The following is a 26,365-nucleotide window of genomic DNA, read 5'->3' as shown; positions in this document are numbered from 1 at the left end:
AGACGGCTGTCAGTGCCGACGTTAGGCTAAGTCACCTTTACTTACAACTTCGGTGCCTTATGCACATGTTCAGACACCTCAAGCGCCTGGTGACCGACTGGTTCCTCTGCGGCATGCTGCTCGCCACGCTGCTGGCGTACTTTTTCCCGACCTTTGGCGCCACCGGCGGTGCAATGCATGCCGAGTGGGTGGTCAACGTCGGCATCTTCGTGGTGTTCTTCCTGCACGGGGTCAACCTGTCGGGCGAACAGATCCGCCACGGCCTGAAAAACATCCGGCTGCACCTGATGGTGCAGGGCTTCACTTTTGGGGTGTTCCCGTTGATCTGGTGGGTGAGCAACGTGCTACTGGGCAGTCATGTACCGTCACTGCTGATGCTGGGGTTCTTCTACCTGTGTGCCCTGCCCTCGACCATTTCGTCCTCGGTGGCCTTGACGGGCAGTGCGGGCGGCAACGTACCGGCGGCGATTCTCAACGCGAGCCTGTCCAGCGTGTTGGGGATTTTCCTCACACCGCTGCTGGTCAGTCTGGTGGTCGGGCGCGGCGCCGACGGCATCGACCTGGGCTCGACTCTGCTGGACCTGTGCATGATGTTGCTGTTACCGCTGGTGCTCGGACAGTTTCTGCGGCGCTGGCTGGCCGGTTTTTTTGGCCGCTACAAACGCTACACCAGCGTCATCGACAAGCTGGTGATCCTGCTGCTGGTCTACGCGGCGTTCTGCAATTCCATGGTGTCCGGGATCTGGCGGCAACAAGGCAACGGCGTGCTGTTCAGCGCCGTACTGGGAAGTGCCGTGTTGCTGGCAATCATTCTCTGGACAACCACTCGCACCGCCCGGGCCCTACGGTTCAACAATGCCGACGAAATTGCCGCAGTGTTCTGCGCCAGCAAGAAATCCCTGGCCGCTGGCGTGCCAATGGCGGCACTGATCTTTGGCAAGCATCCCGGCCTTGGCCTGATTCTGTTGCCGATCATGATTTACCACCCGCTGCAACTGATCGTCTGTTCGATTCTGGCCGAACGCTACGCCAGCCGTCAGCGGGCCCTGGTCAACCGACAGAACGAAGCGGTGCTCAGCGCTCGATAATCGCCGTCACGCCCTGACCGGCGGCCGCGCAGATGGAGATCAGCCCCCGGCCTTTTCCCGCCGCATCGAGCAACTTGGCCAGGTTGGCGACGATTCGCCCGCCCGTGGCGGCAAACGGATGCCCGGCGGCCAGCGAGCTGCCCTTCACATTCAGGCGACTACGGTCTATGGCGCCCAGCGGGGCGTCCAAGCCCAGACGTGTCTTGCAATAGTCCGGATCCTCCCAGGCTTTCAGTGTACACAGTACCTGAGCGGCGAAGGCCTCGTGGATTTCGTAGTAATCGAAGTCCTGCAACGCCAGGCCATTGCGCGCCAACAATTTCGGCACTGCGTAGGCAGGCGCCATCAGCAATCCTTCGGCGCCGTGGACAAAATCCACCGCGGCGGTCTGGCCATCACGCAGGTACGCCAGGATCGGCAGTCCCTGGGCCCTGGCCCACTCTTCACTGCCCAGCAACACCAACGAAGCGCCATCGGTCAGCGGCGTGGAGTTACCCGCCGTCATCGTGCCCTTGGCACTTTTTTCAAAGGCCGGCTTGAGGGATGCGAGTTTTTCGAGGGTCAGGTCCGGGCGCAGGTTGTTGTCCCGGGTCAGGCCGAGAAACGGCGTCATCAGGTCGTTCTGCCAGCCTTCGGCGTAGGACGCCGCCATTTTCTGATGGCTTTCCAGGGCCAACTGATCCTGTTCCTCCCTTGAGATCTGCCAGGTCTGGGCCATCAATTCGCAGTGTTGCCCCATGTTCAGGCCGGTGCGTGGCTCGTTGATGCGGGGCAGATCGGGGACCAGGTGCTGAGGGCGCAACTGTAGGAACACTTTGATTTTGTCGGCGGTGGTCTTCGCACGATTGGCTTGCAGCAGAATCCTGCGCAACCCTTCATTGACGCCTATCGGTGCATCCGAAGTGGTGTCCACGCCACCGGCAATAGCGCTGTCGATCTGCCCCAGGGCGATCTTGTTGGCAACCAGCAGTACCGTTTCCAATCCCGTACCACAGGCCTGCTGCACGTCGTAGGCCGGGGTACTGGGCGACAATCGCGAGCCGAGCACGCATTCACGGGTCAGGTTCATGTCCCGGGAATGCTTGAGCACCGCCCCGGCAGCGACCTCGCCAATGTGCAGCCCATGCAGGTTGTAGCGCTCGATCAGCCCCTCGAGGGCCGCTGTCAGCATTGCCTGGTTGCTGGCGGTGGCGTAGGACCCGTTGGAACGGGCGAAGGGAATGCGGTTTCCACCGATGATCGCGACGCGGCGTGGCTGTGTCATGAAGAAATCCCCGTGTGTTCGAATGCGTCTGGATATAAGTACGTTGCGTCTCTATCGCGAGCAGGCTCGCTCCCACATCTGCCTAGCGTAGGCTTTATTTGGTGGATCGAACGACCGAATACCAATCATGGTCCACACTTGGAAGCTCATCAGCCGGAGAGTGTTCCATGTCTGACCGTTATATCGACTTCGCCAACTCGGCCATCGGCCTGCGCCTGGTCGGGGCGCTCGGCTTGCCATCGCCGGTACGTCTTGAACGCTGGCAGGCCGGTCGGCTGCGCCCGATCGAAGGCGCGCTGCTGCTGGGCGGTGGGCCGTTGACCGCACAGGTCGGCACGTTCGCCAAGCGCCTGACCGATGCCATTTTCGTCTACGGCGGCGAACCGACGCTGGCCACCGAGTGGATCCCCGGCCACGGCCCGAAAATCAAGGCCGTGGTGTACGACGCCAGTCATTTGATTCAGGTCGATCAGCTCAAGCAGTTGCGGGAGTTTTTCCAGCCGTTGATGAAGAACCTCGACCGCAGCGCCCACGTCGTCATCCTCGGACGGGCCCCGGAAACCCTTGACGATCCGTTCGCCGCCAGTGCCCAGCGGGCGCTGGAGGGGTTCAGCCGGTCACTGGCCAAGGAACTGCGTCACGGCGGCACCTTGCAGTTGCTATATGTCGGTGACGGCGCCGAAGCTCAACTGGAAGGCGCGCTGCGGTTTTTCCTCTCGCCTAAAAGCGCCTACGTTTCCGGACAGGTCATTCGCCTCAAGGCCTGTGATGCCCAAGTCCAGGACTGGACACGACCGCTTACCGGGCTCAGGGCGCTGGTCACTGGCGCCGCCCGCGGGATCGGCGCGTCCATCGCCGAAACCCTCGCCCGTGACGGCGCCGATGTGATCCTGCTGGACGTCCCGCCGGCCAAGACCGACCTCGAAGCCCTGGCCGCTCGCCTGGGCGGGCGCGGCGTCACGCTGGACATTTGCGCCGAAGACGCCGCTGCCCGGTTGATCGAACACCTGCCCGACGGCGTCGACATCGTGGTGCACAACGCCGGCATCACCCGGGACAAGACCCTGGCGAACATGACGCCGGAATTCTGGGACGCGGTGCTGGCGGTCAATCTCAATGCGCCGCAAGTGCTGACCAAGGCGCTGCTGGACAGCGGCACCCTGCGGGACAATGGCCGGGTGATTCTGTTGGCGTCCATCAGTGGTATCGCCGGCAATCGCGGCCAGACCAACTATGCGGCGAGCAAGGCCGGGCTGATCGGCCTGGCCCAGGCCTGGGCACCGACCCTGCAGGCACGGGGGATCAGCATCAACGCCGTGGCTCCGGGTTTCATCGAGACCCGAATGACTGCCGAGGTCCCCTTCGCCTTGCGCGAAGCCGGGCGACGCATGAGTTCCCTGGGCCAGGGCGGCTTGCCCCAGGACGTCGCCGAAGCTGTCGCATGGCTTGCGCAACCGGGCACGGGTGCCGTCACCGGACAGGCGCTGCGGGTGTGCGGGCAAAGCCTGCTGGGAGCATGACCATGACGACGCAATGGCACGAGGTCAGTGGCGCGCCGAACATGTCCGGGCTCTACACAAAAGCCGCGACGCGCCGCAAGGTCACCGGCACGACGCTGCCGACGGTGGGACTGCGCCAGTCGCTCCAGGTCGATCAGCAACGCCTGGCGGCCTACCGCAAGGTCTGCGGTTTCGTCGATAACGGGTTGCTGCCCCCGACCTACCCCCACGTCATGGCGTTCGCCCTGCAAATGCAACTGCTCACCGACCGGGACTTTCCGTTCCCGCTGTTGGGACTGGTGCACTTGAGCAACCGCATCCGCGTCTTGCGCCCCATGGGCGGCGTCGGCCAGGTGCGGGCCAGCGTCAATGTCGAAAACCTCAACGCCCACCCAAAAGGGGCGGTGTTCAGCCTCGTCACCCGCCTCGATGATCAGTTGGGGCCGTTGTGGGAAGCCGAGAGCGAGATGCTCTGCAAAGGCGTGCAACTAGACGGTGCATTGGTCGAGCCCGAGGAGCAGGAGCGTCCGGCACTGACCGAGGTGGCGCACTGGAGCGCACCCGCCGATATCGGCCGGCAGTACGCCAAAGTGTCAGGCGACTACAACCCGATCCACCTGAGCGGCATCAGCGCCCGCTTGTTCGGCTTTCCCACGGCCATCGCCCATGGCTTGTGGAACAAGGCCCGAACCCTGGCAGCGCTGGATGATCACCTGCCCGAAGCCAACCTTGAGATCGACGTGACCTTCAAGAAACCTGTTCGCCTGCCCAGCGAAGTGACATTGCTGGCGAGCGCGGCGGGGTCCAGTGGTCACTTGCGGTTGGTGGGGGCCGGAGAGTTGGAGCACATGGCGGGTAGCTGGCGGCCGGTTGCCTGAGTCGGGCCAATCCTGTGTGGGAAACTGTGGGAGCAAGGCTTGCCCGCGATAGGAACGAACCGTTTAATCGTTCATCGCGAAAGTTTTGCTCCTACAGGTTCAGTCCATTATCGCGGTGGGTAGTTGGAGAGGATCCGCCCGACCGTTTCACGTACTGCGGCACTGCGATCAGCCGGTTTGGGGGAATCGCTGAGCAGTTGCTCGTCACTGCCGCGCCACACCAGCTTGCCGTCCTTGCCATCGAGCAAATCGATCTGCACCGTGGCCACCTTGTAGCTGATGTTGCGGGTTTCGTTGTACATCGGCCCGCCCCAATAACCATTCCAGGGACCGCCCCAGCCACCGCCGTAGTTCGTGGTGACTTGTTGCTGGCGGTCTTCGACGATCAGGTAGGCCTGGACCAGCACATCGCCTCGCCCGCCCGACGGCGCCGGACGCAAGCCACGCTGGTCGAGTTGATCGGCAACCGCCTGGCGGATCCGCTGTTCCGTCAGGTCACTTTTGATCCGTGGATCATCGGGGCGATATTGCAACGCCGGATCTTTCCAGCTCCAACTGCGGTAGGCCGCGAAATCGCGGCTGGTGTCGAAGTCGTGATTGACCTGCTTACCCGCACAGGCGCTGAGCAAGACGGCAAAGACCAGTAAAGCGAGACGGCGGAACATGATTCTTCTCCGTTACGTAATCAACTGGGCGGATAAGCCGACAGGGCTTTTTCCACCGCGTCGCGAATGGCATCGGTGCGTTCGCTCTGACTGCCACGCTGGCTGGTCTCGGCACTGGAGCTCCATACCGGCTGCCCCGTACGGGCGTCGAACAGTTCCACACGGACTACCACGACCTGCTCCTGATACGTACGCACCACCGGGACCGAGTGGTACATGCCATACCCCGGACCATAGCGGTTGTAACGGTCGTAGCCGCCGTAGTAACCCGAGTCGTAGTCATCGCGAACCTGGCGCAGCCGGGTTTCCAGGCGCAGGTCGGCGCTGACGAACAGGTCGGCCGGCCGGTTGTCATGCAGCGGACGCAGGCCTCGCTGATCCAGGGCGTTGCTCACCGCCTCGGCCACCTGGGCCGAATCCGCCCACGCGGTGCCCGGCGGTAGCCGGCCGTTGAGCCAGGCCCAACTGCGATAGCGTCCATAGTCACGCGGCGGCGCGGGGTAGGCGCTGCGGTCGAACACCGTGGCGGCTTCGGGCGGTGCCGGGGGCAGCGGTCTGGAAGTGGCGACATACGGGTTGCTGCCCTGACAGGCGGCCAACCCCAGGCACAACACCAATACCCCTGAACGACCTTTCATTTTGCTCTCCGATTTCTCTGCGATCAGAGCGGACGGCAGATCCAGTGCAGATAGCGCCCCAGCCCGGCAAACGCCGGATGGCGACGGTGGGCCAGCTCCATTTCCAGCAATTGTGCCAGCTCGACGCGGCCCTGGAACTCCACAGGCATGTAGTCATGGAAAACCCGTACGCCACTCTGACTTTCGACCTGCCACAGGCCCTCAAGTTGCGCCGCCAATTCCCGTGGATCAAGGGGTTGTTGCGGCGTCAGGCTCTGCTTTTCACCAGCCATGTCATTCTTGCGCAACTTGCGGAAATGACCCTTGAGCAGGTTGCGGTACACCAGCGCGTCGCGGTTGTAGAAGGCCAGGGACAGCCAACCACCCGGCACGGTCAACTGGTGCAGCACCGGCAGGATCGCGTGGGGCTCGGCCAGCCATTCCAGCACCGCGTGGCACAGCACCAGGTCGTAACGCTCGGTGAGCCGCCCCGGCAGATCCTGCCATGGCGCCTGAATGAACGTAGCGCCCTGGCCGGCATCGGCAAACCGTTGGCGCGCGCCTTCGAGCATGGGTTCGGCCGGCTCGGCCAGGGTCACCTGATGACCGCGCTCGGCCAGCCACAACGACATATGCCCCAGCCCGGCCCCGATATCCAGCACCCGCAGCGGACGCTCCGGCAACGTCTCGATCAGGTCGGCCTGAAGCACCGCCAGACGAATCGCACCCTTGGCCCCGCCGTAGATCTTTTCGGCAAAACGCGTAGCGAGCTGGTCGAAATGACGGTCGCTCATTGGCCGAACCGCCGCTCGCTGTCGGCCAGCTTGTTGCGCACGACGGCGTCCATGTCCAAGCCCAGTTCGCTGCACAACAGCAACAGGTACAGCACGATATCCCCGACCTCCTGCCCGGCGTGGGCCAGTTTGTCCGCCGGCAACTGGCGCGACTGGTCCTCGGTCAACCATTGGAAGATCTCCACCAGCTCGGCCATTTCCACGCTGGCGGCCATGGCGAGGTTCTTCGGGCTGTGAAATTGCCGCCAGTCGTTACGGTCACGAATGGCGTGCAGGCGTTCGGTCAGTTCAACAAGGTTCATCGGGCTCTCCTGAATGCCCATAGCTTCGGGGGGAAGACAAGGGAAGGCAAGCGTCTCGATACGAAGCGGGGATTTACTCCATAATCGAACGATCGAGGCCTTGGACAACTCCTACGATCACGCGCCAAAAGGGCTCGACTCAAACTTCTTTCATCAGGACGCACACATGCAGGTAGAAAGCTTTTTCGAATGGCTCGGCCAGGCACTCGGTTCGGTGATCCGCTTTATCGTCGATCTGCTCAGCGGCCTGTTCAACACCCTGGCCAATGCCGGCAGCAACTTCGTCGACGGCCTGTCCCGCGCGCTGGGCATGGACACCTCGATCATCAGCATCATCGCGCTGATCCTGGGGTTGCTGATGCTCTACTCGGCCATCCGCGCCTTCATGCGGGCCTCGATCGTGCTGGGGATTATCTGGCTGGTGCTGGGGCTGTGGGTGTTGAGTTGGATCATTCACTAGGCTATGTACGAAATCGTTTGAAACTTGGTTATGCGGCGTTAAAAACCGGCTCGGAATGCTCATTGACAACCAGTCAAGTCGAGCGCGACCCCGGCCGTTCCTCGCCGGTTTTTGCCTTGCCTAACCTGCGTTTCAAACAATTTCGTACACAGCCTTGGCTTGAGAGTCGGACAGCATTGTGGCGAGAGCGGCTACAATCGCGCTCCATCGAGGAGCCTGCATGTCCAAGCTGATTACCGATTGGCGCGATCGCCTGACCCATCGACGGGTCTGGGCGTTGGCCGCGCCGATGATTCTGTCGAACATTTCCGTACCGCTCGTGGCGTTGGTGGACAGCACTGTCATCGGCCATCTGCCCCATGCCCATCAGTTGGGCGCGGTGGCGGTCGGGGGCAGTTTGTATACGGTGCTGGCGTGGGCCATGGGATTTCTGCGCATGGGCACCACCGGGTTCGCGGCGCAGGCGGCCGGGCGCGCAGATGGAGCAGCGTTGCGGCAGGTGTTGTTGCAGGGCTTGTTGCTGGCAATGGGGCTGGCGGTGTTGCTGGGTGCGCTCGGCGTGCCATTGAGCGGCGTGGCCCTGCACTTCATGCAGCCGTCGACCGAGCTCGATCAGTTGACCCGGGACTTCTTCTATACACGACTCTTCGGCCTCCCGGCCGCGCTGGCCGGCTATGCGCTGGTGGGCTGGTTCCTCGGTGCGCAGAATGCACGGGCGCCGTTGGCGATCCTGTTGACCACGAACCTGGTGAATATCGCCCTGAACCTGTGGTTCGTGCTCGGCCTGGACTGGGGTGTTGCCGGTTCCGCCCGGGCTTCGGTGATTGCCGAATGGACCGGAGCGCTGCTGGGCCTGGCACTGGCCCGCAAGACACTGCGGGCCTGGCCGGGGCAGGTGGCCTGGGCAGCCCTGGGCCTGTGGCGGAACTGGCGCCCGTTGCTGGCGGTAAACCGCGACATCTTCATTCGTAGTCTCGCGTTGCAGTCAGTGTTTTTCCTGATCACTGTGCAGGGCGCCCGCCTGGGGGATGCGACGGTAGCGGCCAATGCCCTGCTACTCAACGGGCTGCTGCTGACTGCCCACGCGTTGGACGGACTCGCCCACGCCGTCGAAGCGTTGTGCGGCCATGCCATTGGTGCTCGCGACCGCCTGGCCCTGCGCCGCTCATTAGTGGTGGCCTGCGGTTGGTCATTGATTGCAAGCGTTGGCTTTGCGCTGCTGTTCCTGTTCGCCGGTCATCTGTTTATCGATATGCAGACCGACATCCCCGATGTGCGCGATACCGCCTATCGCTACCTGCCTTATCTGGCGGCCTTGCCGCTGATCGCCGTGTGGAGCTATGTGCTCGACGGCTTGTTTATCGGTGCCACCCGGGCCCGGGAGATGCGCAACGGCATGTTGCTGACCCTGTTGCTGGTCTTGCCCCTCGCCTGGACACTGCAAGGTCTGGGCAACCATGGGCTGTGGATTACCTTCCTGCTGTTCATGGCGGTGCGCAGCCTGACCCTCGGCGGTTTCGCGTGGCGTTTACATCGGCGCGAGCTCTGGCTTGGCGCCCGAGTCGATTGACGCATCAACCTTCATCGCCCTGCCACAGCCGACGCAGATAATCGAGACGTTCGTGCTGCGAGTCGCCCTTGAGTTCCGGCACCGACCGGGCATCGGGATTTTGCAGACGCAGCCACAACCAGCCATCCAACACCTCGCGCTCGGTAAACCCCAGCGCCAATCCATGCTCCAGATAATCCCAGAGCGTCCGGTAATCGCGCCCGGTATCACACGACCATTGCCAGGCATGACGCTCCAACAGGCATCGTTGCAATTGGTTCTGTTGACGGGCGCTGAGGCTGTGCTCATTTTCCAGTACGTCGACCAAGAGCCCGGGATTGGAGAGCTGTTGCCAGCCCTGACTGCCGATGGCCCGGTCGGCCCAGGTGCCGCCGAACCAGCGCAGCAGGTCGATAGGCCCCAGCCAGCAGCTGAGCTCAGCCGGGTCGCACCCGTCGAAGAAATAGCTGGCGGTGTGAGGGTTGTAATAACTCAGCAGCGCTTTGTGATGCATGCCCAGGGTCACCGTCAGCATCCGTCGCAGATGCGCCAGCAGCTGTGTAACGGGCGATGCGCTTACCAACAACAATCCCGGCCAGGAACCCGCATCCAGTTGACACAGGCCGGTCAGCGCCGTTGATTGCTGCAGATCCACCAGCAGCGGGCCGTGCTCCCTGAGCCCATGCCATTCGGTGTCTTCGAACAAGGCAAAGCGCCGGACATCGGCGAACTGCTCTTGTAGAAGCCGCGCCGCCATCGGTGCGCCCGCAAGATCGAGCAACAGCCATTGAGGCGTTGATCCGGACATGGCGACAACACTCATGGGACGGCGCCTTGGGTGATCAGCCGACAAGTACACACCGGCCGACCACAAGGACTGAAGCTGCCACCCCCAGGCAACAGGCACAGCAGCACCAGCGGCTCGGCCGCCCGGATCGCAGCCAGCAACACCGGGTCGGCTTCCGACGGCCAGTCAGGTTCGCGCAAAGGGGCTTCCCCGGCGGTCTCGCCCGCCGTTTGTGGGCAACCCGAATCGTCGAGAAAGGCGCTGATCATGGGGCGATCCGGGTCGCCTTCGATAAAACTCACCAACACTTCCGTCCCCTCGCCGAGGCTGCTCACGCCACCAGCGGCCAGATCAGGCGCCAAGGGCAGCCAGCAATGACTTGGGCTGGCCCCTTCGCCCTGATAGACCCAGTCGAATTGCACCGCCACTCGCCCTAGGCGCCGCGATGCCGGTGCGTCCACCGCCACCACCCAGCCGCGCTGCAGGGCCGGCATTCGCGGTGTGGGAGGGCTGTCCGCCACAAACGATTGTCCACCGGCAATGGCGCGGAAATGATTGCCGTAGCCATTGGCATCGCCGCGATGCTCGACCTTCGTCAAAAGCCAACGCTGATTCCAGTCGTCAAAAGGATGCGCCGTCAACGACAGGCCCTGACCACAATGCAGGCCCATCAGATCGCTACGGCCCTCGGCAACCTGCTCCCCCGAAGCGACGGTTTGCACGCTGAACTCCCGAACTCCGGGTACCCGGGGCTCGATGCCATAGGCCATCTCCTTGGCCGGGGCAAAACTGCCGGGACTGTCCGCGAATACCAGGCAATGCGTGTCACGCATGTGTTCGAAATGAAAGTGAATGCCAGCCTGGGCGCATATGCGTTGGAGAAATTGCAGGTCCGATTCCCGATATTGGGTACAGAAGTCCAGCGGTGGGTAATCCCGCTGCAGATCCAGGCACAGGCCGCGGCCTCCGATACCGTGGCCCTTGAGTACCTGGCGGATGATCTGCGGGGCCGTGCAGGCATTGAATACCCGCTGGCTGAAGCGCTGCGCCAGGCACGCCAGCTTCGGCCCGATGCGCACCCGGCAACCGGCGTCGAGGCGGTGCTGCACAAGCTCGTGAATCTGACCGTGTATGCCCCGGCCCGAGCCTCCGAAGCTCAACCAGGCGCTACGGTACAACAGGCCAGCAAGATCCAGGGGCATGTCAACGGGCCGCAGTTCGACCTCATAGGCGAACGCTTCGCTGATGGCTTCGCTACCCTGGAAGGCCGAAACGACAAGGGATTCGGGCAAACCGGCTATCTCCAGACGAAATAACGGTTCGTTGGCTGGATCGGACATCGGCGTATCTCTACAGGAGGGGCGGCCGGGGATTCTCGCTGAGAGCCATGGCGGAGTAGAGAGCCGAAGTACAAGTTAGGAAAGGGACTACATGAAATGAGGACAGCAGCGGTTAAATGAGCCGATCAGCCGAAATAACAGCGGCACAAATAAGAACGCCCTTCAGGACTATCCGAAAAAACCTGCACTGTGCAGCGTATTTTTCTGACAGCCCGGAGGGCGCTCAATTATTGATCAAACAACCTCAAGAAGACAGATAGGACGAACGCGTGAGCCCCAGGCGCAACGCGTCGAGGAACTGCGTACGCTCGGTGGCGCTGATGCGGGCGCTGGCGCACTTGTCGCGGTAGTGAGTCATCAACTCCTCCGGCGACAAGTGCACGTAGCGCAACATGTCTTCGATGGTGTCGTGGGTTTCGATACCGGCGTGGTACACGCTGCCGTCGGCGTTCTGGTAGATGTTCACCGAGTCGGTGTCACCGAACAGGTTGTGCATGTCGCCGAGGATTTCCTGGTAGGCGCCCACCAGGAAGATACCCAGCAAATAGTCCTCACCGGGGTTGAGGGAATGGACCGGCAGGCTGGTCTCGATGCTCTGCTCGTCAACGTACTGCTTGATCTTGCCATCGGAGTCGCAGGTCAAGTCTTGCAGCACGGCGCGGCGCAGCGGTTCTTCGTCGAGACGATGCAGCGGCAGGATCGGCAGCACCTGGCCGATGGCCCAGGTGTCCGGCAGGCTCTGGAACACCGAGAAGTTGCAGATGTATTTGTCGGCGAGCTTATCGTTGAGTTCGTCCAGCACCTGGCGATGGGAACGCTGGCGGGCCTTCAACGAGTTGTGCAGGCGACGGCATACGGCGAAGTAGCACTGCTCGGCCAAGGCTTTTTCCGCCAGGGTCAGCTTGCCATCGGCGTACTGGGCGGCCACGTCGCTCATGTAGTGAGTAGCGCGCCAGTAGGTTTCGGTGACCATTTCGATATCGGTCGGCCCCAGCAGGTCCACCAGCCATTGCACGGTTTCCGGCAACGCTTCCTTGTTTTCAATGACCGGCACGTCATCGTGATGTTTCTCCACGTCGGTCACCTGCACCACCAGCATGGCGTGGTGGGCGGTCAGGGAACGGCCGCTCTCGGAGAAAATGTGCGGATGCGGCAGGCTCTGGGCGTCGCAGAACTCCTTGAGCATACCGACCACGACGCCGGCATAGTCGTCCATGTCGTAGTTGATCGAACTGGCGTTGCGCGAATGCGTACCGTCATAGTCCACACCCAGGCCACCGCCGACGTCGATGTGATCCACCGGCAGGCCAAGATTGCGCAGCTCACCGTAGTAACGGATCGCTTCCTTGAAACCGTGCTGGTAGTCCGCCAGGTTGGCGATCTGCGAACCCATGTGGAAGTGCAACAGGCGAATGCCCTGGTCCAGGCCGGCGGCGCGGAAGCGCTCGACCACCGACAGCAGTTGCGCCGCCGACAAACCGAACTTGGATTTCTCGCCACCGGTGTCGGCCCACTTGCTCGAAGCCAGGGACGACAGGCGCACCCGCAGGCCCACCTGTGGCTTGACCTTGAGCGACGCCGCTTCTTCGATCACCAGGCCGACTTCGGACTCTTTCTCGATGACGATGAACACATTGTGACCCAGCTTCTGGCCCATCAGCGCCAGGCGGATGAACTCGCGGTCCTTGTAGCCGTTGCAGACGATGGTCCCACCCTTGGGCGCCAGAGCCAGCACCGCCAGCAGCTCGGGCTTGGAGCCGGCCTCAAGGCCAATGGACACGTTCTGGGTGGCGATGATGTTCTCGATCACCGCTTCCTGTTGGTTGACCTTGATCGGATAGAGTGCGGTGTACTTGCTCTGGTATTCCAGGCGCGCGATGTTGCTGTCGAAGGCGCCGGTGAGCTGGCGCACGCGGTCTTGCAAGATGTCGGGGAAGCGCACCAGCAGAGGCAGCGAGAGGCCGCTCCGGCGAAGTTGGTCGACCTGCTCGAACAGGTCGATGGGCGAACTGCCGGGACCGTTCGGACGGACTTCTACGCGACCGGCGTCATTGATCGCGAAATACCCGGCCCCCCAATGGCGAATCCCGTAAACACTGCGGCTGTCCGCAACTGTCCATTGGCTGCCATCGTCTTTGCGTGTGCGTCGTACGGACATCGAAGTCCCCTATGAAAGAAGTCAAAAATGCGCCATCCGGTCAGAGGCCGGCGCAGTCTGGAGAGTGAAGATGACGAATTGCCTGTCAGCAGGGTAGACCTTGCTCACCGAGCTGAGTTTAGAAAGCCGTTCAGCCGCCGGATTTTTTCGCCTTGAAACCGTGCCGTGCCAGTTCGGCCAGCAACAGCTCGACGTGATCGCCCTGGATCTCGATGACGCCGTCCTTCAACGCGCCCCCGGTGCCACAGCGTTTCTTCAACGTGGTGGCCAGTTCCTTGAGCGCGTCTTCGGCCAACGGCACGCCGGTGATCGTAGTCACCGTCTTGCCGCCGCGCCCCTTGCTTTCACGGCGCACGCGAGCGATACCGTCACCGGCGGGAATGACGTTCTGTTTGCAGGTGCAGGCGTCCACCGGCTGGCGGCATTCAGGGCAATGACGACCGGCGTCGGTAGAAAATACCAGGCCGCCCAGGGCGGCGAAGGATGCGGCTTTTTTGGCCACCGGCAATCCTCTCGGGAGGACAAAGACTGGCCAGGACAAACAGTGCCCCGACCGCGAAGCCCCACTCAGGCAGGGGCAGCGCTACTGGACCCGCAGACGCCGGTCCAGCTTGAAAAGTCGCGCAGTGTAACGGCAAAAACTCCAATTGCTAAGGGCCAATCGGCGCCAATTTACTGCTTCTTTGCGACGCCGTTGCCATGGGCCCGCAAATAGCGCTCCAGGGCTGCCAGGGAGTCCGGGCAATAGGGCTTGTTCCGGATGTCTTCGAGCACCTGCTCGACTGGCATGAAACACGCTTCGAGGACCTCTTCCGGCTGCAGAATCAGCGGGCCGTCCCACACCGCAGAGAACGCCGAACACCATAGGCGACTGCCGGGGTCTTCGAAATAGAAATGGTCGTGGGCGGTCAGTGGCACGCCGCTCACGCCCAATTCCTCTTCCAGCTCACGGGCGGCCGATTCGGCATAGCTCTCGTTCGCCTGCACCATTCCGCCCGCCGCCACATCCCAGAAACCGGGGTAGATGGCCTTGCTCAGGGTTCGCCGGTGAACGCACAGTTCACCGGCCGAGTTGAACAACATGATGTAGGTGCCACGTCCGATCAGACCGCGCTCGCGCAGCTCCGAGCGCACCAGGCTGCCGAGCAGGTTGTCATGCTCATCGACCCAAGCGATCAGCTCGGCATCCGAAGCCTCTCGATGGGCGGCCTCCCGGGTGCTTTCGTTCATGGATCAGCCCTGGTTCAGCAATTGCCGCAAGTCGATCACCGCCGCGTTGGCCCGGGAGATGTAGTTGGCCATGACCAACGAATGGTTCGCCAGCACACCGAAGCCGCTGCCATTGAGGATCATCGGGCTCCAGACCGGTTCCTGGGACGCTTCCAGCTCCCGGATGATCTGCCGCACGCTGACAGTGGCGTTTTTCTTCGCCAATACATCGGCGAAGTCCACTTCGATGGCGCGCAGCAGGTGAGACAAGGCCCAGGCCTGTCCACGCGCTTCATAGAACACGTTGTCGATCTGCAACCACGGAGTCTCGACCACTTCTTCGTCGACCTGCGGCACCTGGCCCGGCGCCGGGACTTCGGTTTTCAACGCGGTATTGAGCTTGACCCGGCCGACGCTGGCCGACAGGCGCTGGGACAGCGACCCCAGGCGAGTGCCGACGTCGCCCAGCCAGTTGTTCAGGTTATCGGCGCGAGCATAGAACAGCGCGCTCTTCTGGGAGGGATCGGACAGGCGTGCCTGATAGCGGCTCAGCGAGTTGATACCTTCCTGATATTCCGACTCACTGGAAGGCAACACCCAGCTGCGGTTATCGAAGTTGAAACGCGGCTCTGCCTTGGCGAGATCGGCGTCTTCGGCAGACTGGGACTGGGAACGGGCGAAGTCCTTGCGCAAGGCGCGGCTCAAGTCGCGAACCTGCACCAGCACGCCATATTCCCAGCTCGGCATGTTGTCCATCCACAGGCCTGGCGGGAAACGGTCATTGGAGATGTAGCCGCCCGGCTTGGTCAGCAAGGTACCGGCCACGCTCTTGAGGGTCTCGACGGTGGTGTAGCCCACCACCATTTGCCGACCGTCCTTCTCGGCCGCCGCCTGGGCACTCTGCTGCACGGGAAACAGGGCGGGCTCCTGGCTCCAGTACCAGCCGATGGCGATGGTCACCAACAGGTACAGGCCCACCAGCGTGCCCAGCGCACGGCTGAAGAATAGCCCGCCCAGGTAGCTGCGGGTGTCCGATTTTGGCTCGGCGGCCCGTTCAGGTGCGCTGCCCGCGCGGTTTTTCCAGTCCAGCATGGCGATGTCCCTTCAATCACTTGAGTTCACGGTTCGACCACAACCCTACGCCATCGTGCCTGATCTGAGGCACGTAAACAGGCTGACACGGCGAGGCAATCGGACCGTCACTATAAAGGAAGCGCAGCCGTCGGCCTATGCGACCGATCGGTCAGAAACTGAATTGAGTCTTGAGGCAGATTATTGACGTATGACACTCATGCGAGGGAAAAGAGGTGCTAGCATAGAGCCACCAGTCGACCTCAGCATGCACCCTAACTAGTAGTCAGGATATGACCGAGCCAGAAGACCCCAGCCGTGAGCGCCTCAAGCACCACTTTGCCCAGCGGGTAATTCACCAGGCTCGCCAGATCCTGGAGATATGGCAACGCCTGCAACGCAGCGAATGGTCAAGCACCGACCTGTCGGAGCTCAGCGAAGCCAATCTGCGCCTGCTGCGCTTCGCCGAGCGTTTCGAACAGCCGGAGCACTCCCAGCTTGCCCAAGGCATCAGCCAGTCGTTGCAAGCGGTGGATGCCAATCGCGGGCGGCTGAGCAGTCATCTGATCACCGAAATCAACCGGCTGATGCAACGGCTGTCCCGCACAGGCCTGCGCCACGGCGACCAGCTCGAACAAACCTTCCTGCCGCCGCTGCGCAAGCCCATCTATGTGTTGCTGCAGGATCATGACCGCGCCGAGCGACTGGCCAAGCAGCTGGAATTCTTCGGCCTCAGCGCCCAGGCGCTGGACAGTGTCGCGGCATTTCGCGCCTCGATGGTCGAGCGCTTGCCGGCGGCGATCGTCATGGATGTGGACTTCAGTGGCCCTGGGGTTGGCCTGAAACTGGCCGCCGAAGCCCAGCAAGGCCTGGAGCAGCCATTGCCATTGTTGTTCTTCAGCCTGTTGGAAACCGACACACCGACACGCCTGGCGGCGGTTCGGGCCGGTGGACAGGAATTCCTGACCGGCACCCTGGAAGCCTCGAGCCTGCTGGAAAAGATCGAAGTGCTGACCTGTGTCGCCCAGTACGAGCCCTATAAAGTGCTGATCATTGACGACTCCCGCGCCCAGGCCCTGCACACCGAGCGCCTGCTCAACAGCGCCGGCATCGTGACCCGCACGCTGACCGAGCCGATCCAGGCCATGGCGGAACTGGCGGACTTCCAACCCGACCTGATCATCCTGGACATGTACATGCCCGCCTGCACCGGCACTGAACTGGCGAAGGTGATCCGCCACAATGACCGCTACGTGAGCGTGCCGATCATTTACCTGTCCGCCGAAGACGACCTGGACAAACAGCTCGACGCCATGAGCGAGGGTGGCGACGACTTCCTGACCAAGCCGATCAAGCCCCGGCACTTGATCACCACGGTGCGCAATCGCGCGGCCCGGGCCCGCAACCTCAAGGCGCGGATGGTGCGCGACAGCCTCACCGGCCTGTACAACCACACCCATATCCTGCAACTGCTCGAAGACTGCTGCTTCCGTGCGCGTCGCGAAGGCAAGCCGCTGAGCTTCGCCATGCTGGACATCGACCATTTCAAACGGGTCAACGACAGCCACGGCCACCCCATGGGTGACCGGGTGATCAAAAGCCTCGCGCTGTTCCTCAAGCAGCGCCTGCGCAAGACCGATTTCATTGGCCGTTATGGCGGCGAAGAATTTGCCATTGTCATGCCAGACACCGACATCGACGCTGCTTGCACGGTGCTGGATGAAATCCGCCAGCGCTTTGCCGAAATCCACTACCCTGCCCAGCCTCAGGACCTGTGGTGCACATTCAGTGCCGGGGTGGTGGAGATGAGCGAAATGTCCGACAGCCTGATGATGGCCAGTCAGGCGGATGAAGCGCTATATCGCGCCAAGCATGCCGGTCGTAACCGGGTACAGAGCGCGCGCCAGTCAAAGCAAAGTGCCATCTTTTCATCCGAATCCACCGATTCAGTCATAAACCTGTAACTCAAGCGCAATAAATTCAGGCACTTACGATTCTGCCCCCGGTAGACCCCGATGCGCTTGAAGCTGCTGACAAACCTCAACACCCTCCTTTTGGTAACCGTGTGCCTGGGCCTGGGCGCCACGCTCTGGTGGTCGCAAACCGCCCTGGAACGCCCGTACTTATTAATGGAGCGTTATCTGGGACTGTCGCGGCAATTCCAGGGTGAAGTGGCGGGCAACATCGATGATTACCTCGCCAGCGGCGACGCCTTGCGCTTGAGTGCCGCCACCCAGGCCCTGGAAACACTGCAAAAGGATTTGGATCAGTTTCCACCGGAACTGGCCCAGGCATTACGCCCGAGCCTTTCGGGTCTCGATGAGTTCAGCAAGACCGACCTGCTGGCCGCCGGCAAGCTGGCCGGCGATCCCCAGGCGTTGTTGTTGCAGGCCGAACGCGAGCTGAGCGCCAACCTGGACCGTCTCGCCCAATACGCCAACGGCGCCCCGGCGTACCTGACGCCTTTGTTCGCCGCCTCGCAATACCTGGGCCGGTTGTCACTCACGCGGGAAAAAATGGTCAGCAGCGGCCGCAGTGAACTGGCCGCCGATGTCGAACGGGAGCTGGCCAATATCCGCACCCAGGCCGAACTGCTCGACAACCTGCCACTGCTCGGTGTTACGGCCAGCAACGAATCCGGCAGCGACGACTTCGCCGCGCTGATGGGGCTGGAAACCCAGGAGAAGTCGGTCGCCGAAGACGCCGGCATTGCTCTCAAGCGCGAACTCAACGGCCTGCTTGGCCGATACCCGGCAGAACTGGGACGTACGCGGGCGCTGGTTCAGAAACGCACCGAGTTGAGTAATGCCACGCACCTGAAAACCGCCCAAGTGCAGGAGGCAATCAATGTCATGGAGCCCGCCGTGCGCGCCCAGCACGGGCAGATCCAGGGTGAGGTCCGACTGATCCAGGGTGTGATGATCGGCTTGATACTGCTGATCGCATTGCTCATCGATACGTTGCAACGACGTCTCGCCCGAACCCTGACACACCTGGCGCCAGCGCTCTCGACCTGGGCCGAAGGCGACTTCAGCCATGATATCCATGTCGGCGCCAGCAATCGCGAGTTGCAGGATATCGAAGCATCGCTCAATCGGCTCCGCGCTTTCCTGACGGACCTGGTGGGGACCATACACCTGAATGCCGAACAGGTCGCCGGCAGCAGCCGGACCCTGGCCGAGTTGAGTGCAGAAATGCACAGCGGTGCGGAGCACCAGGCCAGCGACACAGCCCTGATCCGTGACTCTCTCGGTGAATTGGAGGCAACCATCCAACAAGTGGCCGGTGACGCCAGCCAGGCCGCGCAGGCCAGCCGCAGCGCCGGAAACGCCGTCGAACAGGGGCAGAAAGTCATCGGCCTGAGCCTTACGGGCCTGCATGCGCTGGTGGGCGAAGTGCAAGGCAACGCGCAGATGATCGAGCAACTGGCCGAGGAGTCCGCCACCATCGGCGGCGTGCTGACGGTGATTCGCTCGATTGCCGACCAGACCAACCTGTTGGCCCTCAATGCCGCCATCGAAGCCGCCCGCGCCGGTGAAATGGGCCGGGGTTTTGCGGTGGTGGCCGAGGAGGTGCGTTCGCTGGCGCAGCGGACCGCGGGGGCCACGGCCGAAATCCAGGCCTTGATCGCCCGCCTGCAATTGGCCGCGCGTCAGTCGGTGGACGGCATGCGCGCCCAGGTCGAGCATGCCGAAGCCACCGCCAATCAGGCCCAGGCGGCCGACGGTGCGCTGGATAAAATCGTCGAGGCCATCCAGACCATTGCCGACACTGCGGTACGCATCGCCGACGTCACCGCCCAACAGAGCGGCGCCGTCAGCGAAATCCGCGATCACAGCGAACGGATCCACCAACTGGGCGGTGAAAACCTGTTGCGCATCGGCCAGGGCCGGGAACAGGGTGACAACCTGTTGGTCCTGGGTGGACGCCTGCACACCGCCGTGCAAGCCTTCCGCGTCTGATTCGCGGCAAGGGCTGACAATTCAGGCTTTTGCGCCTCGGATGACCGGCTCCTGGAGCACGGTCACAAGTTTTGCGTAAACATCGCTCATCGTGCCGGCTATTGCCGAGAACTGGACAGTCATAAAGGCTTTGCGGCATAGTCGCCGGGTTCTGACACCTGCTCACGGATAACAAGGAACAGCAGATGGCGACCCTATTGGTCCTGCACGGACCCAACCTGAACCTGCTTGGCACCCGCGAACCGGGTATCTATGGTTCCCTCACGCTGGCTCAGATCAATCAGGATCTGGAACAACGGGCCCGCGCCGCCGGCCATCACTTGCTCTATCTGCAAAGCAACGCCGAATACGAATTGATCGACCGCATCCATGCCGCCCGTGACGAAGGCGTGGACTTCATTCTGATCAATCCCGCAGCTTTTACACATACAAGCGTCGCATTACGTGACGCGCTGCTGGCGGTGAGCATCCCATTCATCGAAGTGCATTTGTCCAACGTGCACAAACGCGAACCTTTCCGCCATCACTCCTATTTCTCCGATGTAGCGGTAGGAGTGATCTGCGGCCTTGGCGCCAGCGGTTACCGACTGGCCCTGGAGGCCGCCCTAGAGCAGCTTGAAAGACAGGCAAAAGCTTGAACAACAAGCGTTAAACGCCCCTGACCGACCCTTGGGAGTTGATGATTCATGGATATCCGTAAAGTTAAGAAACTGATCGAATTGCTGGAAGAGTCCGGCATCGACGAGCTCGAGATCAAGGAAGGCGAAGAGTCCGTACGCATCAGCCGTCACAGCAAGACTCCAGCCCAGCAGTATTACGCTCCGGCCCCCATGCAGGCTCCGGCAGCTGCTCCGGCTCCGGCCGCGCCTGTTGCCGCCGCCGCTGCTCCTGCCGCTGCCGCCGCGCCTGCGCTCAACGGCACCGTTGCCCGCTCGCCAATGGTGGGCACGTTCTATCGCAAGTCTTCCCCGACCTCGCCGTCCTTCGTTGAAGTCGGCCAGACTGTGAAGAAAGGCGACACCCTGTGCATCGTCGAAGCCATGAAGATGATGAACCACATCGAAGCTGAAACCAGCGGTGTGATCGAATCCATCCTCGTTGAAGACGGCCAGCCGGTTGAGTACGACCAACCGCTGTTCACCATCGTTTGAACCGCGGAGAGCCTTTGATGACTGCGAAGCTGGAAAAAGTCCTGATCGCGAACCGCGGTGAAATCGCCCTGCGAATCCTGCGCGCCTGCAAAGAGATGGGCATCAAGACCGTCGCCGTTTATTCCAAGGCCGACAAGGAATTGATGCACCTTGGCCTGGCAGACGAATCCGTCTGCATCGGTCCGGCGTCGGCTGCGCATTCCTACCTGCACATCCCGGCGATCATCGCCGCTGCCGAAGTGACCGGAGCCACCGCCATTCACCCGGGCTACGGCTTCCTGGCGGAAAACGCCGACTTCGCCGAACAGGTCGAGAACTCCGGTTTTGCCTTCATCGGCCCGAAAGCCGAAACCATCCGCCTGATGGGCGACAAGGTTTCGGCCAAGCACGCCATGATCGCCGCCGGCGTACCGACTGTTCCGGGCTCCGACGGCCCGCTGCCTGAAGACGAGGAAACCGCCCTGCGCATCGGTCGCGAAGTCGGTTATCCGGTGATCATCAAGGCCGCTGGCGGCGGCGGTGGTCGTGGCATGCGCGTGGTGCACAAGGAAGAAGACCTGATTTCCTCGGCGAAACTGACCCGCTCCGAAGCAGGCGCGGCGTTCGGCAACCCGATGGTCTATCTGGAAAAATTCCTGACCAACCCACGCCACGTCGAAGTGCAGGTACTGTCCGACGGCCAGGGCAACGCCATCCATCTGGGCGACCGTGACTGCTCGCTGCAACGTCGTCACCAGAAGGTCCTCGAAGAAGCGCCGGCTCCGGGCATCGACGAAAAGGCTCGCCAGGAAGTCCTGGCACGCTGCGTCAAGGCGTGTATCGACATCGGCTACCGTGGCGCCGGTACCTTCGAGTTCCTGTACGAGAACGGTCGCTTCTACTTCATCGAAATGAACACCCGTGTTCAGGTGGAGCACCCGGTTTCGGAAATGGTCACCGGTATCGACATCGTCAAGGAGATGCTCAGCATCGCCGCCGGCAACAAGCTGTCGTTCACCCAGGATGACGTGGTCATCCGCGGTCACGCGCTGGAATGCCGGATCAATGCCGAAGACCCGAAAACCTTCATGCCAAGCCCAGGCACGGTCAAGCATTTCCATGCTCCGGGCGGCAACGGCGTTCGTGTCGACTCGCACCTGTACAGCGGTTATGCGGTTCCACCGAACTACGACTCGCTGATCGGCAAGCTGATCACTTACGGGGCAACCCGTGACGAAGCCATGGCGCGCATGCGCAACGCGCTGGACGAGATCGTGGTAGACGGGATCAAAACCAACATCCCGCTGCACCGCGACCTGACCCGCGATAAAGGCTTCTGCGAAGGCGGCATCAACATCCATTACCTGGAACACAAGCTGGCCCACCAGGAATGATGTTCCAAGCGATGTGAAAAGACCCCGGCCAGTGGCCGGGGTCTTTTTTTACGTGCCGGTCAGCTCAACACCACCGTCGGGAATGCGTGCGCTTGAATCTGCGACGCGGTCGCCGGCCTGCCCTGCGAGGTCTGGACAACGCCATTGGCATTGGCGACCAGCGGTTCGCTGCGCATGCGTGTCATGAACCCACGCGCGCGCACCGATACCGGGTCGGAGCTCTTCTTCGCCCTCGCCAGCACCGGAATGTAATAGCGCTCGACCTGGCTGCGCGATGTCTTGAACACCGACGCCATACCGCTGCGCAAATCCAGCGACACGCCATAGTTACTCCCCAGGCAGGAAGAATACGACCAGTGATCCCAGGTCGGCTTCAATCCCTGGCGCCTCATGATGGACCTGACCCGCCCGCCAATATCGGCCCCCGTCAACCAATCCCCGCCCGCCAGGGTCACCCGGATCTCCCTGGCACTTCCACCCAGGCGCGATATCACGTCCTTGATACTGCGTTCGATCAATGCGCGGATGTTGTGATCGAAATGAATGACCGCGCCCACCCTGGTGGCCGGGTTGTACAACGAAGCGATTACGCAGGTCTGCGCATTCAGCGAGAACAGATAATTGTCGGCCACCGCCTCGCTGAACTTCGCCACCACAGCCTCGCCCTGCAAGGCGCCCCTTGAGACGTCCGGAAAAACATGCCCGGGAAACGCCTCCCGCAGATCCCCCACCTTTCCGAGATTGCGCACCTCGTCATTGCCACCTCTCAGGCCGACTTTGTTGTGAACCCACTTTCCATCCGCCATCCTGCGCATGGGCAGCTTGTAAAAGGCGCCGGGACGACTGGCATCCACCAGGCACAGACCACCGAAGTGAACGCTTTCCTGTACTTGGTAATACCTGCCTTTATGGCGTATGAAATAGCGGCTGCGCGGTTGCGATGCACTGGGCGGGCTGCGATAGGTCCCCTGGAAAATACCCTCGTTCACCCACTGCAAATTCTCAGGTGTCTTGCCAACCGCCTGTTTCGGCTTGAAGCGGATGGCCTGGTTGACCGGCCCGGTTTCCCTGGCGATCGCCGACGCCGCGTCTCTCAAGCGCCGGGCGGACAACGCCATCGGATTCAAGACAGACTTCAAGCCCCCGGCGGTACGTCCCAGCAAGGTGGCGATGGCGCCCACCCCCAACGCAGCGAACAAGACGCCCCACGAGGCCATCAGCCAGCGCCCCAGCGCACGGTCCGTGTCGCCCTGCACGTGAGCGTGGGTGGCCTCTTTGACGCTGACGGCAATAAAGGCAACGTCCAGCAGCAACGCAAAGGGAGGATAAACCAGACACACTGGTGCGGAGGCAAACAGCAGCCCCTTGACGACCTGCGCCCTGATCACCTCGGCGCGGCTCTTGGTAATGTCCTCCACATCGGAGACAGCCCGCTCGATGTAGCCATCGAACTCGGCCCGGACATCCACCACTCGATTGAATTCGCGCAATGTATCGACGCCCACACCCGAGGCAGCCAATGCCGCCAGCGAGCGTCTGACGGCCGTGCGGGCACCCAGCGCCGTGCGCTGCAATACGTAGTCATGCAGGCGCGCAGCGACCTTGCCGGAAAAGTCCCGGTATTGGCGGAAAAGGACACCGTCCGGTGCGTCGGGGGTATACAACCAGGCGCAACCCTTCGGATCGAAGTAGGTAAAGACATAGACGCCCATGACGATATGGCCGCCAATGGAAAACCTGATGACGCCTTCGCGCTGCACCACGGCCCCCGAATACACCGGGCCTGATCCGAGTACCGGCTCGCTCAACAGGGTGACCTGTCGAGTGAGCCACCAGAATTCATCTGCATTGAGCTGGGATTTTCCCGCTGCGAGGCGCAGGTCGCGGTCCATCCTGGTCAGCAATAGGTTGCGGCAGGCATTGCGACGCTGGGCATATTCAGGGGCACCGGCATCGAGGAACCTGGCGCGGATCTCCCGTACATACTGCTCGCCCACGTATGCACGCCGGATATAGGAGGCGAGTTCCGCACTGCGCACCCGGCTCAGGTCCTGCCCGACCGAGGAGCGCACGCCCTTGCGGGGATTATCGATACCCGAATTGTCGTCATACCCGTGAATGACAAGATCCAGCAGGCTGGCGACCTGCGTCCTGCCATCGGCCAGGCCCGGGTTGTAATCGATGAGAACCGTCGTCGGATCGACCGGATCGTGCAGCCCCTTGCTCCGCATGTACGGTGCAATCGCCTGCGTGACGATGCGTTTGGCAAAGTCCGCGAAGACTTCGTAGCCGGCCAGCAGTTTGTCGAAGCGCTGTTGGTGGACCAGAAGCTCCTGGTTCAGACTGCTGAGGGTGCGCCGCGAGTCAGCAGATAATGCGCTGTACCAGGGGGGTGATTCGTCCAGCGCCACTTGCGCGAGGTGATTGTCCAGGCCAGTTGCAACGTTATCTTGCAGGCAGGCCTTCAAGCCGCTCACCGCGCCTCTGGGGTCCTTGGTCGAGTCCCATGAGGCCGGTCTGTCCACCACTTTGGCGAAGTACTCCCGCGCCTCATCACGACCGGACGGGGAGATTCGCTGGATCAGATATTCGCGCCCCGCCTCGGTTCGGGTCCAGGCGCCGATTTCCACGCTCACCGCCCAAAGTGAGGGCAACTCGACCCACTCCTGGCCATCCGGCTTGTCAGGGGCATACAGCAGCAGATCACCCTGGAGGTCCTGGCGATGGAACAGGAGCAGATCGACACACTTGAGCCCATTCGGAAGGACCAGACCGCTCACCTTCAGGGCGCTTGAGGACCGTACCGAATCGTCGTTTTCCCACAGGGCTCGCACCGCATCATGGTGAACCGCCTTCAAATGACCCGCGCACCGCGCAATGAAGGCACTTTGCACAAGCCGTGCCGCGAGCCAGTCGAACAGGGCGTCTCTCAAGTCTTCACGGCCATAGCGGCTGGCCAGGGCTCGCAGGTATTCGGCCGGGACATCCACTTGCGCCAACAATTGAGTGATAAATGCCGGTGAAAGAGGCTGGTTGCGCAGCATGGCGCCATTTTCCACCAAGAGCACCGATACGCTGTCCTGCCTCAACGGCCCCGCCGCCAGCAGCTCGCTCAAACTGTAGGCCTGCACAGGCTGATCAATGACGGTTCGCCATTGCAACTGCACCCGGATACGGTCCGGCTCAATCTCCATATCCAATTCATTCCTGACGTAGTCCTTGGCCAAATGCTGGGCGAAAGCCCGTCGCGAAGCCAGCCCCTCAAGCAGCTCATCCACCATCGCCGTCGCCTGGGCAGTGCGGTCCTGAAGGGTTTCGAGTTCCTTGCGCTCGCTTTCGTCCAGCGCTCGCAACCAACCAGGCAATTGCAAGCGAGCGAGTGCCTCGAGATTGCGGCGCTCCTCAGGTGTCGCCAGCTCGACCAAGCCACAGCTTCGGCGCCATGAGTCGTGCAATACGTCGAGCTTTTCCCGAAGCTCATCGACGTCCACTCCCACCAACTGGCCTGGCTGAAAGGTCACGTCGACCTGCACGATGTGGTCATCGAGCTTCTGCCGGATCACTTCCTCGAGCGAAGCATCGCCTCCGCTCGCTCGCCAGTGACGTCGCAGATAATCCTTGTAGTGATGAAGGCAGCCCGAGGCGATCCCTTCCACAGTCTGCACAATGACTTCCTGACGCTCGACCGCAAATCCGCGATCGGCCCCTTCGGGCCAGCGATAGGGTGTGTTCAGCTCTTCATCGACGACCAACGGCTGCTGGTCGATCATCCGTTGCAGCACTGTGTCGACCAGATTGTCGATGAAGCGTGGGTCGATGTTGCCCTGGTAGAAGTGCGTACGCAGTTCGACCAGCAGATGCTCCTGCAATATTTCCAGGAAGGTCATCTGGGTATTCAATCGCCCGTCGATCTCGGCTTGCCATCGCGTCAGTCTGTGCAGGATCGCTTGTGCTGTTTGCGCTTGGGGGAAAGGTATCGGCCCCGTGCCGTTCGCCTTCCCTTGCTGTTCGGCAGTGTTGTCCATCACATTCCTCCCTGTTGTGTGGACAGCCACCTTATCCATCGGCCAACACGCCCTGGCCATACATATGTATATCGGTGCGCCAACCGCCGGCAGACGACGAGACGCGCTTATCCACTTTGACGGCAAGCTGGCGTACACTGCGCAGCTTTCGCAGCCCTGGGGCTGCCCCAGTA

The 26,365-nt window shown here is 61.9% G+C and carries 22 protein-coding genes; 10 read left to right on the top strand and 12 right to left on the bottom strand.

The window, feature by feature from the left end; translation table 11 throughout:
- Positions 1–59 precede the first annotated feature (59 nt).
- Complete coding sequence (locus LCU97_RS17130; RefSeq protein WP_232777270.1) at positions 60–1,088, top strand: bile acid:sodium symporter family protein; 1,029 nt, start codon at positions 60–62, stop codon at positions 1,086–1,088.
- Here LCU97_RS17130 and LCU97_RS17125 read toward each other — a convergent pair.
- Entirely contained in the window at positions 1,075–2,352 is a 1,278-nt protein-coding gene (locus LCU97_RS17125; RefSeq protein ID WP_232777269.1) for an acetyl-CoA C-acetyltransferase, read from the bottom strand. The genes LCU97_RS17130 and LCU97_RS17125 overlap by 14 nt on opposite strands.
- Before the next feature lie 167 nt (positions 2,353–2,519).
- Here LCU97_RS17125 and LCU97_RS17120 point away from each other — a divergent pair, with 167 nt between their 5' ends.
- Together LCU97_RS17120 and LCU97_RS17115 are read left to right on the top strand one after the other, a co-directional pair.
- Positions 2,520–3,872 carry a 3-oxoacyl-ACP reductase gene (locus LCU97_RS17120; protein WP_053155446.1) on the top strand — a complete coding sequence of 451 codons (1,353 nt, stop codon included), beginning with the start codon at positions 2,520–2,522 and terminating at the stop codon, positions 3,870–3,872.
- Positions 3,873–3,874: 2 nt separating this feature from the next.
- Complete coding sequence (locus LCU97_RS17115; protein WP_232777268.1) at positions 3,875–4,729, top strand: MaoC family dehydratase; 855 nt, start codon at positions 3,875–3,877, stop codon at positions 4,727–4,729.
- A 107-nt stretch (positions 4,730–4,836) separates the two neighbouring features.
- Here LCU97_RS17115 and LCU97_RS17110 read toward each other — a convergent pair whose 3' ends face one another.
- Genes LCU97_RS17110 through LCU97_RS17095 form a run of 4 tightly spaced genes read right to left on the bottom strand, consistent with a single transcriptional unit; the run spans position 4,837 to position 7,107 of the window.
- Positions 4,837–5,394 carry a DUF4136 domain-containing protein gene (locus tag LCU97_RS17110; RefSeq protein ID WP_232777267.1) on the bottom strand — a complete coding sequence of 186 codons (558 nt, stop codon included), beginning with the start codon at positions 5,392–5,394 and terminating at the stop codon, positions 4,837–4,839.
- Between the two features lie 20 nt (positions 5,395–5,414).
- On the bottom strand, positions 5,415–6,032 hold the full coding sequence (locus LCU97_RS17105) for a DUF4136 domain-containing protein (protein WP_053155452.1): 618 nt from the start codon (positions 6,030–6,032) through the stop codon (positions 5,415–5,417).
- Positions 6,033–6,055: 23 nt separating this feature from the next.
- Positions 6,056–6,805: a methyltransferase domain-containing protein gene (locus LCU97_RS17100; protein WP_053155453.1), complete on the bottom strand. Its 750-nt coding sequence runs from the start codon at positions 6,803–6,805 to the stop codon at positions 6,056–6,058.
- A complete protein-coding gene (locus tag LCU97_RS17095; protein ID WP_053155455.1) occupies positions 6,802–7,107 on the bottom strand; it encodes a MazG-like family protein in 306 nt (101 codons plus the stop codon). Before LCU97_RS17095 ends, LCU97_RS17100 begins: the two co-directional genes overlap by 4 nt.
- 166 nt (positions 7,108–7,273) lie before the next feature.
- On the opposite strand from LCU97_RS17095, the gene LCU97_RS17090 reads away from it, so the two are divergent.
- Together LCU97_RS17090 and LCU97_RS17085 are read left to right on the top strand one after the other, a co-directional pair.
- On the top strand, positions 7,274–7,567 hold the full coding sequence (locus LCU97_RS17090; RefSeq protein WP_053155457.1) for a hypothetical protein: 294 nt from the start codon (positions 7,274–7,276) through the stop codon (positions 7,565–7,567).
- A 220-nt stretch (positions 7,568–7,787) separates the two neighbouring features.
- Positions 7,788–9,137, top strand: a complete 1,350-nt coding sequence (locus tag LCU97_RS17085) for an MATE family efflux transporter (RefSeq protein ID WP_232777266.1) — start codon at positions 7,788–7,790, stop codon at positions 9,135–9,137.
- Positions 9,138–9,141: 4 nt separating this feature from the next.
- On the opposite strand, the gene LCU97_RS17080 is transcribed toward LCU97_RS17085, so the two are convergent.
- From LCU97_RS17080 to LCU97_RS17055, 6 genes are all read right to left on the bottom strand, one after another.
- A complete protein-coding gene (locus LCU97_RS17080) occupies positions 9,142–9,939 on the bottom strand; it encodes a DUF4123 domain-containing protein (protein WP_232777265.1) in 798 nt (265 codons plus the stop codon).
- Entirely contained in the window at positions 9,936–11,243 is a 1,308-nt protein-coding gene (locus LCU97_RS17075) for a type VI secretion system Vgr family protein (protein WP_232777264.1), read from the bottom strand. The genes LCU97_RS17080 and LCU97_RS17075 overlap by 4 nt, the downstream gene beginning before the upstream one ends.
- A 244-nt stretch (positions 11,244–11,487) precedes the next feature.
- Complete coding sequence (speA, locus tag LCU97_RS17070) at positions 11,488–13,401, bottom strand: arginine decarboxylase (RefSeq protein WP_053155466.1); 1,914 nt, start codon at positions 13,399–13,401, stop codon at positions 11,488–11,490.
- Positions 13,402–13,531: 130 nt separating this feature from the next.
- Positions 13,532–13,903 (bottom strand): translation initiation factor Sui1, encoded by a 372-nt coding sequence (locus tag LCU97_RS17065; RefSeq protein ID WP_053155468.1) that lies wholly within the window; start codon positions 13,901–13,903, stop codon positions 13,532–13,534.
- Between the two features lie 170 nt (positions 13,904–14,073).
- Positions 14,074–14,631 (bottom strand): NUDIX hydrolase, encoded by a 558-nt coding sequence (locus tag LCU97_RS17060; protein ID WP_232777263.1) that lies wholly within the window; start codon positions 14,629–14,631, stop codon positions 14,074–14,076.
- 3 nt (positions 14,632–14,634) lie between these two features.
- Entirely contained in the window at positions 14,635–15,702 is a 1,068-nt protein-coding gene (locus LCU97_RS17055) for a DUF2333 family protein (protein ID WP_053155472.1), read from the bottom strand.
- A 272-nt stretch (positions 15,703–15,974) separates the two neighbouring features.
- On the opposite strand from LCU97_RS17055, the gene LCU97_RS17050 reads away from it, so the two are divergent.
- From LCU97_RS17050 to accC, 5 genes are all read left to right on the top strand, one after another.
- Entirely contained in the window at positions 15,975–17,645 is a 1,671-nt protein-coding gene (locus LCU97_RS17050) for a diguanylate cyclase (protein WP_232777262.1), read from the top strand.
- A 51-nt stretch (positions 17,646–17,696) separates the two neighbouring features.
- Entirely contained in the window at positions 17,697–19,643 is a 1,947-nt protein-coding gene (locus tag LCU97_RS17045; protein ID WP_053155476.1) for a methyl-accepting chemotaxis protein, read from the top strand.
- Positions 19,644–19,828: 185 nt separating this feature from the next.
- On the top strand, positions 19,829–20,281 hold the full coding sequence (gene aroQ, locus LCU97_RS17040; RefSeq protein ID WP_053155478.1) for a type II 3-dehydroquinate dehydratase: 453 nt from the start codon (positions 19,829–19,831) through the stop codon (positions 20,279–20,281).
- Between the two features lie 48 nt (positions 20,282–20,329).
- Complete coding sequence (gene accB, locus LCU97_RS17035; protein ID WP_053155480.1) at positions 20,330–20,794, top strand: acetyl-CoA carboxylase biotin carboxyl carrier protein; 465 nt, start codon at positions 20,330–20,332, stop codon at positions 20,792–20,794.
- 17 nt (positions 20,795–20,811) lie between these two features.
- The gene (gene accC / locus LCU97_RS17030; protein WP_053155482.1) at positions 20,812–22,167 is read left to right on the top strand and encodes an acetyl-CoA carboxylase biotin carboxylase subunit; all 1,356 of its coding nucleotides are present in this window, start codon (positions 20,812–20,814) and stop codon (positions 22,165–22,167) included.
- Positions 22,168–22,226: 59 nt separating this feature from the next.
- On the opposite strand, the gene LCU97_RS17025 is transcribed toward accC, so the two are convergent.
- The gene (locus LCU97_RS17025) at positions 22,227–26,192 is read right to left on the bottom strand and encodes a dermonecrotic toxin domain-containing protein (protein ID WP_232777261.1); all 3,966 of its coding nucleotides are present in this window, start codon (positions 26,190–26,192) and stop codon (positions 22,227–22,229) included.
- Positions 26,193–26,365 lie beyond the last annotated feature (173 nt).

The sequence above is a fragment of the Pseudomonas uvaldensis genome, assembly GCF_021271205.1.
Taxonomy (GTDB): domain Bacteria; phylum Pseudomonadota; class Gammaproteobacteria; order Pseudomonadales; family Pseudomonadaceae; genus Aquipseudomonas; species Aquipseudomonas uvaldensis.
The sequence above is the reverse complement of the archived record's forward strand: the minus strand, read 5'-3'. Positions and strand labels throughout refer to the sequence as shown.